Genomic DNA, 12,887 nt, shown 5'->3' with positions numbered 1-12,887 from the left:
TGATTGTCCTGAAATTAGCCCTCCCACCCGCGCGGGCGAGGCGGTCAGTGTGGTTTGACGACATTGGCACCGCCCAGGTAAAAGTCCTGGACATCCTCACGGGCTCGCAATTTCTCTGCCGTTCCCGACAGAACAACGCGACCGTTTTCAAGGATGTAGCCATAGTCGGCATAGCGAAGCGCGAGATTGGCGTTCTGCTCGGCAAGCAGGAAGCTGACGCCCTGCTCACTGTTCAGAATGCGGATGATCTCGAAGATTTCTTGCACGATGATCGGCGCGAGCCCCATCGACGGCTCGTCCAGCAGCACAAGGCTAGGCTTGGTCATCAGCGCGCGGCCTATTGCCAACATCTGTTGTTCGCCCCCTGAGGTCAGGCCGGCCTTGACCTTGCGCTTGTCCTTGAGGCGCGGAAACCAAGTGTAGATTCGTTCGACGTCGCGCTGCAGATCTGTCCTGCTCGGCTTGCGGACGAAGCCACCGGAGAGGATATTTTCTTCGACCGTCAACTGCGCAAAGCAATGACGGCCTTCCAGCACCTGCACGACGCCTTTGGCGACAAGCCGAGACGCCGAGAGGCCGCTGACCGGCTCGCCCTGCCAGAGAATGCTGCCGCGGCTGACCATACCGCGCTCTGGTCCAAGCAGATTGGAAACCGCCTTCAGCGTCGTTGTCTTGCCCGCGCCATTGGCACCGAGCAGGGCAACGATCTTGCCCTGCTCGACCTTGAGCGACACGTCGCGCACAGCCAAGATCGCCTGACCATAGAGCGCTTCCATATTCTGGATATCGAGGAAGCTTTTTGCTGCAATGGTCATAGGTCGATCCTGTCAGTGGGGGTTAGTGTTCAGTTCGTTGCAACGCGAGGCTGGATGCCCTTTTCCTTGGCGTAGGCGGCAGCCTTTGCCTTGATGACGTCGGCAAACAGCGAGGCATCTGCCTTTATCCAGTCGGTCCTGGTGTCCCAGGACTGACCGTTCCATTGGATAATTTTGGCAGCGATGGTTTCGCCCTTATGGTTATCGAAGGAGGTTTTCAGCGGGCTGATGAGGCCTTCCGCGCCAAGCTCGGCGATCCGCTTCTGATCGATGTCGAAGTTTTCGAGCGCCCATTGGCCTTCGGCGGCGGTCAATGGCCTGTTGCCGAATTTCTTATGGCCTGTGCGCAGCGCCTCGACGAAGGTGATGGCTTCGATCACGCCGTAATTGTAGTAAACCGTGCCAAATTTCGAATTGTCCTTCAAGTCGGATTTGCCCTTGTCGAGGATATCCTCCTTGAGCGTCTTCAAGATGCCGTAGTTGGTGCCCGGCGGAAAGACCGAGACGGCGAGGTAACCCTTGGCGGCAGCACCCGCTGGGCGGGCGTCGTCTTCCGAACCGCTCCAGATATCGCCGATAATCCGATCGGCGGGGAAACCCACGCGGGCCGCGGTCTTGATCGCCACCGGCGTCATCACGCCCCAGCCGCGCAGAAACACCCAGTCGGCGCTTGCACGGCGGATCTGCTGCCACTGTGTCTGCTGCTGTTCGCCGGGATGCGGAACGGGGATCTGGATGTCTTCGAAGCCATATTTCTTGGCAAGGATGCCGAGCGGCTCGATCGTATCACGGCCATAGCCGCTATCGTGATAGAGCGTCGCGATCTTCAGACCCTTGAGCTTGTCGTAGCCGCCCGCCTGCTGGGCGATGTAATCAACGATGATCTGGGCTTCGCTCCAGTAGTCGAACACCAACGGATACAGGTAGGGAAAGACGCGGCCGTCGGTGGCGATGTTCTGGCCACCGCCAGGGCTGACGATCGGGATCTTGTCGATGCGAGCCTTGTCGGTGAGGGCCACGTCGAGACCGCTTGAATGCGGATAGATTGCCGCCGTCAGCGCGCCGTTATAGCCGTTCTTATAGCGTTCGTAGCATTCGATGCCGCGCTCGATCGTGTAGGCCGTCTCGCATTCCTGGACCAGGATTTTGACGCCATCGACGCCGCCCTCGACCTCATTGATGTAGCGGAGATAATCGATATTGCCGGCGCCGAATGGAATGAACGATGGGGCATAGGGCCCGGTGCGATAGGTAAACAGCGGATAGAGCTGTTGCCCACTGCCGTCTTCGGCGAAAGATGCGCTGCTCATCAGCGTGACGGCCATCGCGGCAGTGGCCGCCAACGACACGGCCTTGGTTAACAATGACATTGTGCAACCCTTGTGTAAGTGGTTTGAGGAAATGACGCCTGATGCTTGGGAGAAGGCGAAAGACCCGGCGCCGAGGTGTTTCGTCTGTCTGAGGTTCAACTGGATGATCTTGCCCGCGAGCGAAGGGCATCCACAGCGCGTCGTCTGAGACTCGACAATCCATCCGGTTCCCTGATCAGCAGCACGATGATGATCGTGCCGAAGATGATGTGCTGCAGGTTTGCCAGCGCGCCCTGATCGCCCAGGAATGACAAATCGATGATCAGGGACAGCCGGTCGAGCAGGATCGGCGTCAGCACGATGAAGGCTGCTCCGAGAAAGTTGCCGAAGATGGTTGCCACACCGCCGATGATGACGATGAACAGGATCTGGAACGATTTATCGAGATTGAACGCATGCGCGTCCGAGGTGCCAAGATATCCGAAGGCCCAGAGCGCGCCGGCGATGCCAAGGAAAAACGAGCTTATGCCGAAGGACAGAAGTTTGCGGCGCGCAACGCGGATGCCAATGACCGAGGCAGCCACATCCATGTCGCGGATCGCCATCCATTCACGGCCGACCCGGCTTTTGACGATGGCGAAGGCCAGCGCGATGAGCAGCACCGTGGTTGCAATGACCAGATAGTAGCGGCCGGTGGCCGATTGGAGATCGTAGTCGAGGATCTGCAGCCGAGGCGCCGATATGGTCAGCGACTGGCTGTCATTCGAGAACCAGCTGAAGTTGGTGAACAGCCATTCGAAGAAGAACTGTGCGCCGAGGGTCGAGGCGCCAAGATAGAAGCCCTTGATGCGCAGCGAGGGCAGCCCGAAGATGACGCCGGCACTCGCCGCGATTAAGCCGGCAAGGATCAGAACCACCGGCAGTGGCAGGAACGGCGCGCGCAGCAGCAAATTGTAGGTCGAGAAGGCGCCTATCGACATGAAGGCAGCCGAACCAATCGACACCAGCCCCGTATAGCCCATCAGCAGATTCAGGCCGATACCGGCAAGCCCCATGATCACTGTCGGAATGATGATCGAGCTCAGCCAGTAATCGTCGGCAATGGCCGGCACCGCAAAGGCGCCGATCAGGCCAGCGACGACGGCGATGGTGCCAACTCCAAACATGGGTTGGCGGATTGGCTTGGACGGAGCGGATTCCTGCAGCGTGGTCATGATCAGACCCTTTCGATCTCGCGGTCGCCGAACAGGCCGGCCGGACGTATGAGCAGGAAGCCGACAGCGAGGATGTAGGCAAACCACGTGGAAACGCTGCCATTGACCAGCGGGCCGATGTAGATGTCGGCCAACGCCTCGGTTGCGCCGACAAGGAGTCCACCGGCGATCGCGCCCGGGATGGAGGAGAAGCCGCCGACGATCAGGACCGGCAGCGCCTTGAGCGTCACCAGCGAGAGCGAATATTGCACGCCCTGGCGCGATCCCCAGACGAGGCCGGCAACCAGGGCCACGACCCCGGCGACGCTCCAGACGATGCGCCAGATGACAGGCAGGCGGATGCCGATTGACTGCGCCGCAAGCGTGTCGGCGGCCACCGCCCGAAGCGAGATGCCCATGCGCGTCTTGTTGAACGCGATGGCCAGTGTGGCGATCAGCGTCAGCGCGATCAACGAGGCAATGATGTCGAACTGGCTAACATAGATGCCGCCAACCTGTACCGCGACATCGGCGATACCGAGATCGAGCATGTGGACATCCATGCCCATCAGCAGTTGGGCAAACCCCTCGATGACATAGCTCAATCCCAGAGTGGCCATGAACAGGGTCAACGCATCGCGATTTCGCAACGGTCGCAGCACCAGCCACTCGATCAGTATCGCCATCACCACCATGACAAGGGATGTGACGATGAAGGCCAAGGCGAATGGCATGCCTTTCTCGGTCAGGGTGACGAAGGTCAGCGCCGAAAACAGCAGCATCGCTCCTTGCGCGAAATTGAAGACTCCGGACGCCTTGTAGATAAGCACGAAGCCGATCGCGACGAGTGAGTACATCACTCCAGCAAACAGGCCGCTGACCAATGTTTCAAAGAAATAGGACATGAGTTCCTCAGTGAACCGTGCCGAGATAGGCGGTTATCACGTCGGGGTTTTTTCGCACCTCGTCGGGTGCCCCATCTGCGAGCTTGCGGCCGTAGTCGAGCACCACCACATGACTGGCGAGGTTGAGCACGATGCCGACATCGTGCTCAATCAGCACCACAGTCGAGCCGAAGACGCGATTGATCTCGCGGATCACGCGGCTCATCTCCTCCTTCTCTTCCTGGTTCATGCCGGCCATCGGTTCGTCGAGCAGCAGCAGCTTGGGGCCGGAGACCAATGCGCGGGCGAGATCAACGCGTTTCTGCAGCCCGTACGAAAGTGTCGAAACTATCCTTTCGGCATGGCGATTGAGCCCGAGGAAAGACATGATGCGCTCAGCGTGGGTAAGGAAGCTGCGGCGCTCGGCGCCGTCCCTGCCCAGCCGGAAGATGTTTTCGAAAAAGCTGGCGGTGCCATGACGAGAAAGACCGGCCAGCACGTTCTCGCGCACCGACAGGCGGCGAAACAACGCATTATGCTGGAAGGTTCGGCCGATGCCGAGATGGGCTGCCTTCTGCGGATGGATTGCCTCGAAGCGCTGCCCGTCGAAGACAATATCGCCGGCGTCGGCGCGATAGACGCCGTTGATGACATTGAGAAGCGAGCTTTTACCGGCGCCATTCGGCCCGATTAAGGCACAGATTTCACCCTTGGCGACGCTGAAACTCAGCGCATTCAGCGCTCGCACACCCTTGAAGGACAGCGAGACGTCGTGGAGGTCCAGCAGACTGGTCATCACGCATTCACGGATTTCAAGCGCAACGCCGAAGCACGTTCGGCTTCGCGACGCTTCACGGCCTCGATGTCACGGTACCCGTCAGCGGGATGCGTTCTGGAAAGATAGGGACCGTCGCCGAACAGCTTTTCGCGCAACGTGCCCGGTTTGTAGGCGGTGGGATAGACGCCGCGCTTTTGCAATTCCGGCACCAGCAGGTCGACGGCGGCCTCAAAGCTTTCGGGCGTCACCGCATAGGCGAGATTGAAGCCATCGACCCCGGTTTCATCGACCCATTCCTGCAGGATGTCGGCGATTGTGCTGGGCGAGCCGACGAAGACAGGCCCAACGCCGCCGATGCCGCCCCATTTCGCCAGCTCCTCGACTGTCCAGGCCTTATCCTTGCCGGCAAAGTGCTCGACCATCGACACGATGGCGTTGGTCTCGACCTTCTTGAGCGCGTCGGTTGGCGCATACTGGCCGAAATCGATGCCGGTCCAACCCGACATGAACACCAGCGAGCCATCGTAGGATGTATAGCTTTGATATTCCTCGAAGCGCTTCCGGGCCTTTTCGTCGGACTCATCGACAATCAGCGTGGTTAGATTGTAGATCAGAATATTCTTCGGATCTCGGCCCGCGGCGGCGGCCTTTTGGCGGATTTCGGAAACATAGGCCTTGAGCAGCGATTTCGTCGGCGCGCCGACGAAGACGCACTCGGCATGCGCAGCGGCGAAGGCCTTGCCGGGACCCGAGGCGCCCGCCTGATAGAGAACCGGAGTGCGCTGCGGCGACGGCTCCGATAAATGGTAGCCAGGCACCTCGAAGAATTTGCCCTTGTGACCGATCTCGTGGACCTTACTGGGATCGGTGAAGATGCCGCGGACCGGATCACGCCGCACCGCGCCCTCTTCCCAACTGCCTTCGAATAGTTTGTAAAGCACTTCGACATATTCGGCCGCGACCTCGTAACGGTTGTCATGGGTTTTCAAGCCAGTCTGGCCGACGTTCTTAGCGCCGCTTTCGAGGTACGAGGTAACGATGTTCCAACCGACGCGACCCTTGGTGTGGTGGTCGGCAGTCGAAAGGCGGCGGGCGAATGTATAAGGGTGCTCGAACGAGGTCGAAGCAGTAATGCCGATGCCGAGATGTTCGGTGGCAAGCGCGATCGGCGCGGCCAACTGCAGGGGATCATTGACCGGGATCTGCGCTGCCTGCTCGATCGCGTGGTAATTCGAGCCCTTGTAAACGTCGTAGTAGCCGATGACGTCTGCGATGAATATGCCGTCGAAAATACCGCGCTCGAGCGTCCGCGCCAAATCCTGCCAGTAGTCCAGATCCTTGTATTTCCACGACTTATCGCGCGGATGCTTCCAGAGACCCGGGGATTGATGGCCAACACAATTCATGTCGAAAGCGTTGAAGCGAATATGACGACCCATCCGTCACTCCTTTGATAGCCCTGCCGGGCGACTGCGGAGGACACTACCGACAAGGCGAGCGCCGACTAAGATAGAATATATTCTCTATAGATTTGTAGAGAATTAAAATTCTGTCTTTGGGTCGGATCGTGGTATCGATAAGCGCGGTCTCGAAGAGGCGGTATCGCGAACATATCCACGTCGGCTGACGCTTCGCGTCCAGAATATGACCGTTTTCCGCAGACACGGCCAGGATCGCACTCGAAGGCGAGCGTGATAGTAGCTTGCCAAATAATCCGCAGTCCGCGCCAAGCGGCGCCGCGCGCCAGCGCCAAGCACACCGCCCACTCAAATCTTTGCTTAGGTCGGCGTAAAAACCTGCGCCATCAGAAGCGGAACTGGCTTTGGCCAACGCAGCTTTTGCGCCAGCACAAGATCCGCCAGCCACCAGCCGAGCTGCTCGGCGCCGCGCCCAAGGACGCTGCTCGGCGGCTTTCAGATGTTCGACGGCAAACCGTTCCGCAATCATCGTCTTGCCGTTGGCATAGGGGCCGACCAGCCGACGGAATGGGAGAGCGGAACAGCCGAGACCTCCGTCGCCTCGACGACGATCCAGTGCGTGTCCTGCTCGCCTTCCTGTCCGGTGCAGACAGACGCCTCTCGCCGCAGGGGATCAGCATGTTCGCGCTGGACTACTACTCGCCGTGGCTGGGCGGCCTGGTTCCGCAGCTAGGCCGGCTGGGCAGGCTCGAAGTGCGATGCGATCCTCGCGATATCAGCCACATCTACATCCGAGATCCGGAGACCAAAGAATTTCGGGCTGTCGAGAGGCGCGACGGTCTGCTCGCGCCGATCGAACCCACGCGGCAGAAACCACCAAATCCTATGATGCGATGCGCACACCGACGCCGGCTCCTGCCGAGCATCCGGTGCGTCAGAAACGCCGTCTGCAGGTCGAGGATTGGCGACATGGCGGACCATCTGCTCGATCACGTTCGCCCGCACCTCGACCGCAGCGTGGAAGACCGCATCGCCTATATCTAGGCACCGCGATGGATCGGACATCACGTTGCAAAGCAGGCACATGAGCGCCTCGCCGAATTGCTCTCCCGGCCGCCGGCGTTGCGGACCCGCGGACTGATGGGCGACGCTCGCAGCATGCTCAAGGGTTTGCGCCGCCTCGACGGCCCGGCGCAGCCAGGCCGGCACCCTCGTCCTGGGCGCGAACGGTTCGGTTCCGGCCTGGGAAGGATGGCGCGGGAGGGTTTGGGGCGGAGAATCATCCTCGGCAGGCATGACCCACGGCGTGCGGCCATCGGCACGCTCGATGTGGCGGTTAGACGGAACATGGTAGCCGCACTTCCATTGGAGCGGCGAATGCGAACCGTCTTGTTTCCGAATGATTGATCCCAGGTGCGTTCCAGCAGCGCTGAACAAGGAGCCCCCGCAAAAAAAAATGGCCGGGCTCGAATGCGGCCCGGCCAAAAGAAGGTTAAAACCTTCGGGGAACACCGTCCGGCGGATGGGAGGAAACCGCCGAACGATTTTACCTGTTTGATCTTATTTCAAAGCCTTGGCGACGAATGTAATTCCAAAAAAGAATATAAACGGGCAAAAATTCGCGCACCGCATTATAGAGAACCCTCACGATCGCGCTGCTCCGGGTCTCGAGAGGATCGGCATAGTGGCGGCGTGCCACGTCGGGGTGTGAACGCAGTCGGCTTTTCAGAACATTGGTTCCGACATCGCGGAACAACGGATTGTCCGGATCGCTCGCCGATCCGCGCGCCTGCGCCGCCAGTTCCATCGAGCCGCGCACTGAAGAAGAAGGGAACGGAAATCCGCTCGACGCCGGCGGGCGGCGTCACGACGCGATGCACGGTGGCGCACAGGTCTCCATTCGATGCCAGTTCGAGCAGTTCGCCGATGTTGACGACCAGCGTTCCGGGGATCGGGTCCACATTCACCCAGCGGTCATATTCGACCTGCAGCCCCTTGTTTGTCGTCCTGCAGCAGCAGGGTCAGGAAGCCGCCATCCTTGTGCGCGCTGAGCGCTGCCGAACGGAGCGAACTCGTTCGCGACCCTCTCTCATCTCGTCGGCCTCGATCAATTCGCCCAAGCCTATCCCGCCCAATTGTCGGGCGGCATGGCGCAGCGCGTGGCGATCGCCCACGCGCTCGTGACGAAGCCACGCTTTCTGCTGCTCGACGAGCCGCTGGGGCCATCGAGGCTCTGACGCGGCAGCGCTTGCAGGACGAGCTTCAAAGGATCGTCCGGCACGAGGGCCACGATGGCGGCTGTCGAGACTGCCTCGACACTCACTCACAACCCCAAGGGAGAAAGCCGAGGCAAAGTATCCCCTCGCCTGTCGCTGTGAAGAAGATGCAGGCAATGCTGTTTCAGGCGCATGAACTCGCTCGAGGCGATGATTTCGGTCATGCGCGGCCTCTCGAAAGGCACGGTGATTTCCTCGTGAATCCGGCCGGGCTGCGCCTGCATAACGATGATCCGGTCGGCGAGCAGCAGGGCTTCGTCGATATCATGAGTGACGAATAGGATCGTCTTGCGGAATTGCGCCCAGATATCGAGCAGCAATTCCTGCATTCGAAGCCGTGTCAGGGCATCGAGCGCCCCGAAGGGCTCGTCCATCAGCAGCAGCCGTGGCTGGTTGACGAGAACACGCGCGATCTCGACGCGTTGCTGCATGCCGCCGGACAGCTGGCCGGGATAGCGCCTAGCAAAGCCGTTCAGACCGACGAGATCGAGCATTTTCTCCGCCTCGAGACGCCGCTGCCCGCGCTTGACGCCGCGCATCTTGAGGCCGAAAGCGACGTTGTCCCGCGCATTCTTCCACGGAAAGAGCGTGTGGTGCTGGAAAACGATACCGCGCTCTGGATGCGGGTCCTTTACGGGCTGTCCGTCGACCGAAAGGACGCCGGCAGCTGGCTTGATATGTCCCGCCAAGGCGCCGAGCAGGGTCGACTTCCCGCAGCCGGATGGTCCCAGAAGACAGACGAATTCCCCGGGAGAGACTTCGAAGCTCGCATCACTGACGGCTTCGAACGCACTGCTGCCGTGACCGAGCCGGATCGAAACATGATTGGCCTCGATACGGCCCGTTGCCGCGCGAAAGCTGCGCTGATGGGTCGTCATTTGCTGTCCTTCGTGTGCCATGGAAGAAGTGCCGCCCCTGCCGCTCGCAAGAGGGCGCTGCTTCCCATGCCGAACAGCCCGATCAGGATCATGCCGACGATGATTTCAGGATAGTTTTGCAGCGTGTAGGATTCCCAGGTGTAGTAACCGATACCGAACTGACCGGAGATCATCTCGGCGGTGACGAGACAAAACCACGACGTGCCCATGCCGATGACTAGGCCCGTGACGATGTTCGGCGCCGCGCCTGGAATAATGACTTCCAACAGCATCGCGGTCCGGGTGCTCCCCAGGCTGCGAGCAGAGGCGATCAGCCTTGGATCGACGCTTTCCACGCCATGGACGGTGTTGAGCAAGATCGGAAACAACGCGCCCGTAAAGGTGATGAAAATCATTGAGACTTCCGACGACGAAAACATCAGAACCGCAAGCGGAATCCAGGCGACGGCCGGGATCGGCCGCAGGAGCTCAAGCGGGGCTTGCAGGAAATCCCCGAGCCACCGTGAGCGACCCATGACGAGGCCAAGCCCGATACCGATCACGGCAGCGATGCCATAGCCAGCCAGAACCCTTTCCAGGCTGCTAAAAAGATGGGCAAAGAACTTGGGCGAGCGCAGGAAATCCAACGCTGCCGACACGACATCCATGGGCAATGGCACATTCTCGAACGTGACAATGCCGAGATTCAGTTTAAGGCTCGATACCATCTGCCAGAGAATGAGGCAGATGGCGAGGGATCCGGCCCGGCGCAACCATTGCCCAAGGTGAAAACGCGTCATTGGCCAACCTCAATTGCTGGCCATGATCGAGGCCTTGGCGGCAGCGAAATCAAGCACCTTGCCACCATGATCCTTGGCCCATTTCTTGGCGTTTTCCTTCAGCAGGAAGGCGCTGACTTCGCCGCCGTCGGCACGCACAAACCAGGCCTGATTGCCGAGCAGCTTGATGCCGCTTTCACGGTCCTGCGCATAAAACACCCGGACCGGCTTCCCCTCACCTTCAACGGCCTTAAGCGCCTTGAATGCGTTCTCCGGCGACGCATAGTGTCGGACGAGCGGCTCACCCTGGACCCAGATCTCAGCAACGCGTTTGGGGTCGCTGATCACTTCACCGGTGGCAGCATCCTTGGCATTCAAAGGCAGCTGGGCATAGTTCTTGAGCGCGGCATCATAGTCGAGCCCGGACGCCTTGAATGCAGCCTTTATGAACCGGTCATCGACAAAGCTGTTCACGTCGAGCGACTGGTCGGTCTTTTTCAGGAGCCTCAAGGTGTCGATCGCAGTGGCGACGGCCTGGCGGTATTCCGGCTTCCAGCTGAGATCACGGGTCTGAAGCCCGAGCGGTCCATGGAACAGGTATTCGACCTCGGCTTCGACGCCTGTCACCTTGGCGATCAGCTCACTGTATTTCTCCGGCTCCTTGGCGATCAACTGATCGGCCTCGATTGAGGCTCGAAGATAGGCAACAACGATCTCGGGATACTTTTCAGCATAGTTGGCCTCGACGAGGGCACCGTGGAAAGTGGGCGTCTTTGCCTGTGATCCGTCATAGATCTTGCGGGCGAAGCCGCGCCAGGGGAAGAGTTCGGCAAATGGGACAAAATCGGCGTGCGCCTCGATCTGGTTTGCCTGGAGGGCCGCGCCGGCGACTTCAGGAGCCTGGGTGATGATCCTCACGTCGCTTTCGGCATCCCAGCCCTGTGCCTTGACGGCCCGCAGCAGCATGCCGTGCGAGGTCGATGCGAATGGAACGGAGATGGTCTTGCCCTTGAGCTCCGAGAGGGACTGGATGGGCGAAGCGGTCGGCACCACAACGCCGTTGCCGCTGCCGTTCACGCTGCCGGACAGCACTGTGATGAACAAGCTCTTTCTCCCCGCCTTGATATGGCCGAGACCGTTGAACGAGCCGGGGAAATCCGCCATCACCCCGAAATCAAGCTTTCCGGCGATCTGCTCATTGGTGATCGGCGCGCCGCTCGTGAAGTTCTTCCACTGAACATCATAGGTGACGTCTTTATACTTGCCGTCGTGCGGCAGGTATTTGTCGAGCAGTTTCAACTCACGGATCAGCAATCCGCCCGTGGCGGTATTGATGGTGGTGTCCTGCGTGCCGATGGCTACGCGGATGGTTTCGGCATGCGCGGCAGAAGCGAATCCGGCCACCATAAGGGCAAGCGCAGCCAAATATGAGCGAACATTCATGGTCCTACCTCGTGATTAATCTGCCGGCATTCGCGGCTGATTTGCTGACCCGGTGGCGATTGCCAATCCGATGTCATCCAAGTTGTGACGGCCGGGCTGAAGGCATAAGCAATTACTTGCGCAATTTCGGCGGCGCCGATTTCGATCGCCGGCTTCCGGTCGGTTCAGCGCTGATTTAAAATTGTATGCTGGAACCGTTCGAAATTGAGGGACAGGAATTATCTAAGCAAGGCATGAAAGCCGCAATTATATTCCTTTTTTGTCTATAGAAATTATCTACTTTTAACGCGTTTCGTGACACGAAAGGAGCCGGATATGAGCCTCGAAATGCTTTCAACCAATTTCGAAGCTAAGCGGAAGCAACATGAGCCGGCGCTCGAATTGCCCGCGCAGGTCTTTCTTCCCGGCGATCGAGCGCTTTTTCTCAGCGAAAGCGTGGAAGGGCTCGACGACGGCGCGCATTTTCTCGATGCCTTGACATCCGACGAGTGGGCGAAACTCAGGGCGCATGGCCGGCGTCTCGCTTTTGCGACCGGTCAGGCGATCTTCACCCAAGGCGACAGGCACGGTGGCATTTTCATCATCGAAAGCGGCAAGGTTCACGTCTTCTACACGGCACCGTCAGGACGCGAAATCACCCTCGCCTACTGGACAGCGGGGCATTTCATTGGCGGTCCCGAAATGACCGGCGGTGGAATCCATATCTGGTCCGGAGAAGCATTGAGTGAATGCCGGATGCTGTTCATCCCGGCCAATGCGTTGAAAAAGCTCGTCGTCGAGCTCCCGAATTTCGCGCTCTGTCTTCTGCAGGGGCTTGCAGCGAAGGGCAGATGCTATTCGGCGATGGCTCAGATGCTCGGCACGCGTTCGGTGATCGAACGACTGGCGCAGTTCCTGATGAATCTCGGCAACCTTCATGGCGTGCGCGACGGACGGGCAATCGTCATCAATGCCAAGGTGACGCATGACCAGATTGCGGCCATGGTCGGCTCCACACGCCAATGGGTGACGATGATGATGAAGCGCTTCCAAAAGGAAGGGCTGGTAACGGTGACGCCGCGCCATATCCGTATCGAACGCCCTCACACGCTGATGGAAATGGTTTCGAAGCGCGCGGCGGGGTGAGGCCGCGCT

General features: G+C 59.6%; 11 protein-coding genes and 5 pseudogenes. 4 read left to right on the top strand and 12 right to left on the bottom strand.

Annotated elements, in window-relative coordinates:
* Nucleotides 1-44: 44 nt before the first annotated feature.
* The 8 genes and pseudogenes from EN786_RS32220 to EN786_RS38930 form a co-directional block, all read right to left on the bottom strand.
* A complete protein-coding gene (locus EN786_RS32220; protein WP_135909544.1) occupies nt 45-815 on the bottom strand; it encodes an ABC transporter ATP-binding protein in 771 nt (256 codons plus the stop codon).
* 29 nt (nt 816-844) lie between these two features.
* Complete coding sequence (locus tag EN786_RS32215) at nt 845-2,185, bottom strand: ABC transporter substrate-binding protein (protein WP_135909542.1); 1,341 nt, start codon at nt 2,183-2,185, stop codon at nt 845-847.
* A gap of 95 nt (nt 2,186-2,280) precedes the next feature.
* Nucleotides 2,281-3,339 carry a branched-chain amino acid ABC transporter permease gene (locus EN786_RS32210; protein WP_135909540.1) on the bottom strand — a complete coding sequence of 353 codons (1,059 nt, stop codon included), beginning with the start codon at nt 3,337-3,339 and terminating at the stop codon, nt 2,281-2,283.
* A 2-nt stretch (nt 3,340-3,341) separates the two neighbouring features.
* Nucleotides 3,342-4,223 carry a branched-chain amino acid ABC transporter permease gene (locus tag EN786_RS32205; RefSeq protein ID WP_135909538.1) on the bottom strand — a complete coding sequence of 294 codons (882 nt, stop codon included), beginning with the start codon at nt 4,221-4,223 and terminating at the stop codon, nt 3,342-3,344.
* 7 nt (nt 4,224-4,230) lie between these two features.
* Complete coding sequence (locus EN786_RS32200; RefSeq protein ID WP_135909536.1) at nt 4,231-4,998, bottom strand: ABC transporter ATP-binding protein; 768 nt, start codon at nt 4,996-4,998, stop codon at nt 4,231-4,233.
* A complete protein-coding gene (locus tag EN786_RS32195; protein ID WP_135909534.1) occupies nt 4,998-6,419 on the bottom strand; it encodes an LLM class flavin-dependent oxidoreductase in 1,422 nt (473 codons plus the stop codon). Before EN786_RS32195 ends, EN786_RS32200 begins: the two co-directional genes overlap by 1 nt.
* A gap of 339 nt (nt 6,420-6,758) precedes the next feature.
* On the bottom strand, nt 6,759-6,830 hold the full coding sequence (locus EN786_RS38935; protein WP_348642260.1) for a hypothetical protein: 72 nt from the start codon (nt 6,828-6,830) through the stop codon (nt 6,759-6,761).
* A gap of 40 nt (nt 6,831-6,870) precedes the next feature.
* Nucleotides 6,871-6,957: pseudogene (locus EN786_RS38930) on the bottom strand (TniB family NTP-binding protein); the annotation flags it as partial.
* A gap of 14 nt (nt 6,958-6,971) precedes the next feature.
* On the opposite strand from EN786_RS38930, the pseudogene EN786_RS32185 reads away from it, so the two are divergent.
* A pseudogene (locus EN786_RS32185) lies at nt 6,972-7,363 on the top strand (Mu transposase C-terminal domain-containing protein); the annotation flags it as partial.
* Nucleotides 7,364-7,367: 4 nt separating this feature from the next.
* Nucleotides 7,368-7,541, top strand: a pseudogene (locus EN786_RS32180) (TniB family NTP-binding protein); the annotation flags it as partial.
* Between the two features lie 523 nt (nt 7,542-8,064).
* On the opposite strand, the pseudogene EN786_RS32175 reads toward EN786_RS32180, so the two are convergent.
* Nucleotides 8,065-8,444, bottom strand: a pseudogene (locus EN786_RS32175) (2OG-Fe(II) oxygenase family protein); the annotation flags it as partial.
* A gap of 47 nt (nt 8,445-8,491) precedes the next feature.
* Here EN786_RS32175 and EN786_RS39365 point away from each other — a divergent pair.
* Nucleotides 8,492-8,676, top strand: a pseudogene (locus tag EN786_RS39365) (ATP-binding cassette domain-containing protein); the annotation flags it as partial.
* A 45-nt stretch (nt 8,677-8,721) separates the two neighbouring features.
* On the opposite strand, the gene EN786_RS32165 reads toward EN786_RS39365, so the two are convergent.
* The 3 genes from EN786_RS32165 to EN786_RS32155 are packed head-to-tail and all read right to left on the bottom strand — an operon-like array spanning nt 8,722 to nt 11,753.
* A complete protein-coding gene (locus tag EN786_RS32165) occupies nt 8,722-9,552 on the bottom strand; it encodes an ABC transporter ATP-binding protein (RefSeq protein WP_135909532.1) in 831 nt (276 codons plus the stop codon).
* Nucleotides 9,549-10,331, bottom strand: a complete 783-nt coding sequence (locus EN786_RS32160) for an ABC transporter permease (protein WP_135909530.1) — start codon at nt 10,329-10,331, stop codon at nt 9,549-9,551. Before EN786_RS32160 ends, EN786_RS32165 begins: the two co-directional genes overlap by 4 nt.
* Before the next feature lie 9 nt (nt 10,332-10,340).
* Complete coding sequence (locus EN786_RS32155) at nt 10,341-11,753, bottom strand: ABC transporter substrate-binding protein (RefSeq protein ID WP_135909528.1); 1,413 nt, start codon at nt 11,751-11,753, stop codon at nt 10,341-10,343.
* Nucleotides 11,754-12,068: 315 nt separating this feature from the next.
* Between EN786_RS32155 and EN786_RS32150 the strand changes: the two genes are divergently transcribed.
* Complete coding sequence (locus tag EN786_RS32150) at nt 12,069-12,878, top strand: Crp/Fnr family transcriptional regulator (protein WP_135909526.1); 810 nt, start codon at nt 12,069-12,071, stop codon at nt 12,876-12,878.
* Nucleotides 12,879-12,887 lie beyond the last annotated feature (9 nt).

It is taken from the genome of Mesorhizobium sp. M4B.F.Ca.ET.143.01.1.1 (assembly GCF_004792275.1).
GTDB lineage: Bacteria > Pseudomonadota > Alphaproteobacteria > Rhizobiales > Rhizobiaceae > Mesorhizobium > Mesorhizobium abyssinicae.
The sequence above is the reverse complement of the archived record's forward strand: the minus strand, read 5'-3'. Positions and strand labels throughout refer to the sequence as shown.

What these genes read in the sequence shown, in the direction of transcription:
- EN786_RS32195 (WP_135909534.1), bottom strand. Translation starts at nt 6,419, where the DNA reads ATGGGTCGTCATATTCGCTTCAACGCTTTCGACATGAATTGTGTTGGC.
- EN786_RS32165 (WP_135909532.1), bottom strand. Translation starts at nt 9,552, where the DNA reads ATGACGACCCATCAGCGCAGCTTTCGCGCGGCAACGGGCCGTATCGAG.
- EN786_RS32215 (WP_135909542.1), bottom strand. Translation starts at nt 2,185, where the DNA reads ATGTCATTGTTAACCAAGGCCGTGTCGTTGGCGGCCACTGCCGCGATG.
- EN786_RS32200 (WP_135909536.1), bottom strand. Translation starts at nt 4,998, where the DNA reads ATGACCAGTCTGCTGGACCTCCACGACGTCTCGCTGTCCTTCAAGGGT.
- EN786_RS32150 (WP_135909526.1), top strand. Translation starts at nt 12,069, where the DNA reads ATGAGCCTCGAAATGCTTTCAACCAATTTCGAAGCTAAGCGGAAGCAA.
- EN786_RS32220 (WP_135909544.1), bottom strand. Translation starts at nt 815, where the DNA reads ATGACCATTGCAGCAAAAAGCTTCCTCGATATCCAGAATATGGAAGCG.
- EN786_RS32155 (WP_135909528.1), bottom strand. Translation starts at nt 11,753, where the DNA reads ATGAATGTTCGCTCATATTTGGCTGCGCTTGCCCTTATGGTGGCCGGA.
- EN786_RS32160 (WP_135909530.1), bottom strand. Translation starts at nt 10,331, where the DNA reads ATGACGCGTTTTCACCTTGGGCAATGGTTGCGCCGGGCCGGATCCCTC.
- EN786_RS32205 (WP_135909538.1), bottom strand. Translation starts at nt 4,223, where the DNA reads ATGTCCTATTTCTTTGAAACATTGGTCAGCGGCCTGTTTGCTGGAGTG.
- EN786_RS32210 (WP_135909540.1), bottom strand. Translation starts at nt 3,339, where the DNA reads ATGACCACGCTGCAGGAATCCGCTCCGTCCAAGCCAATCCGCCAACCC.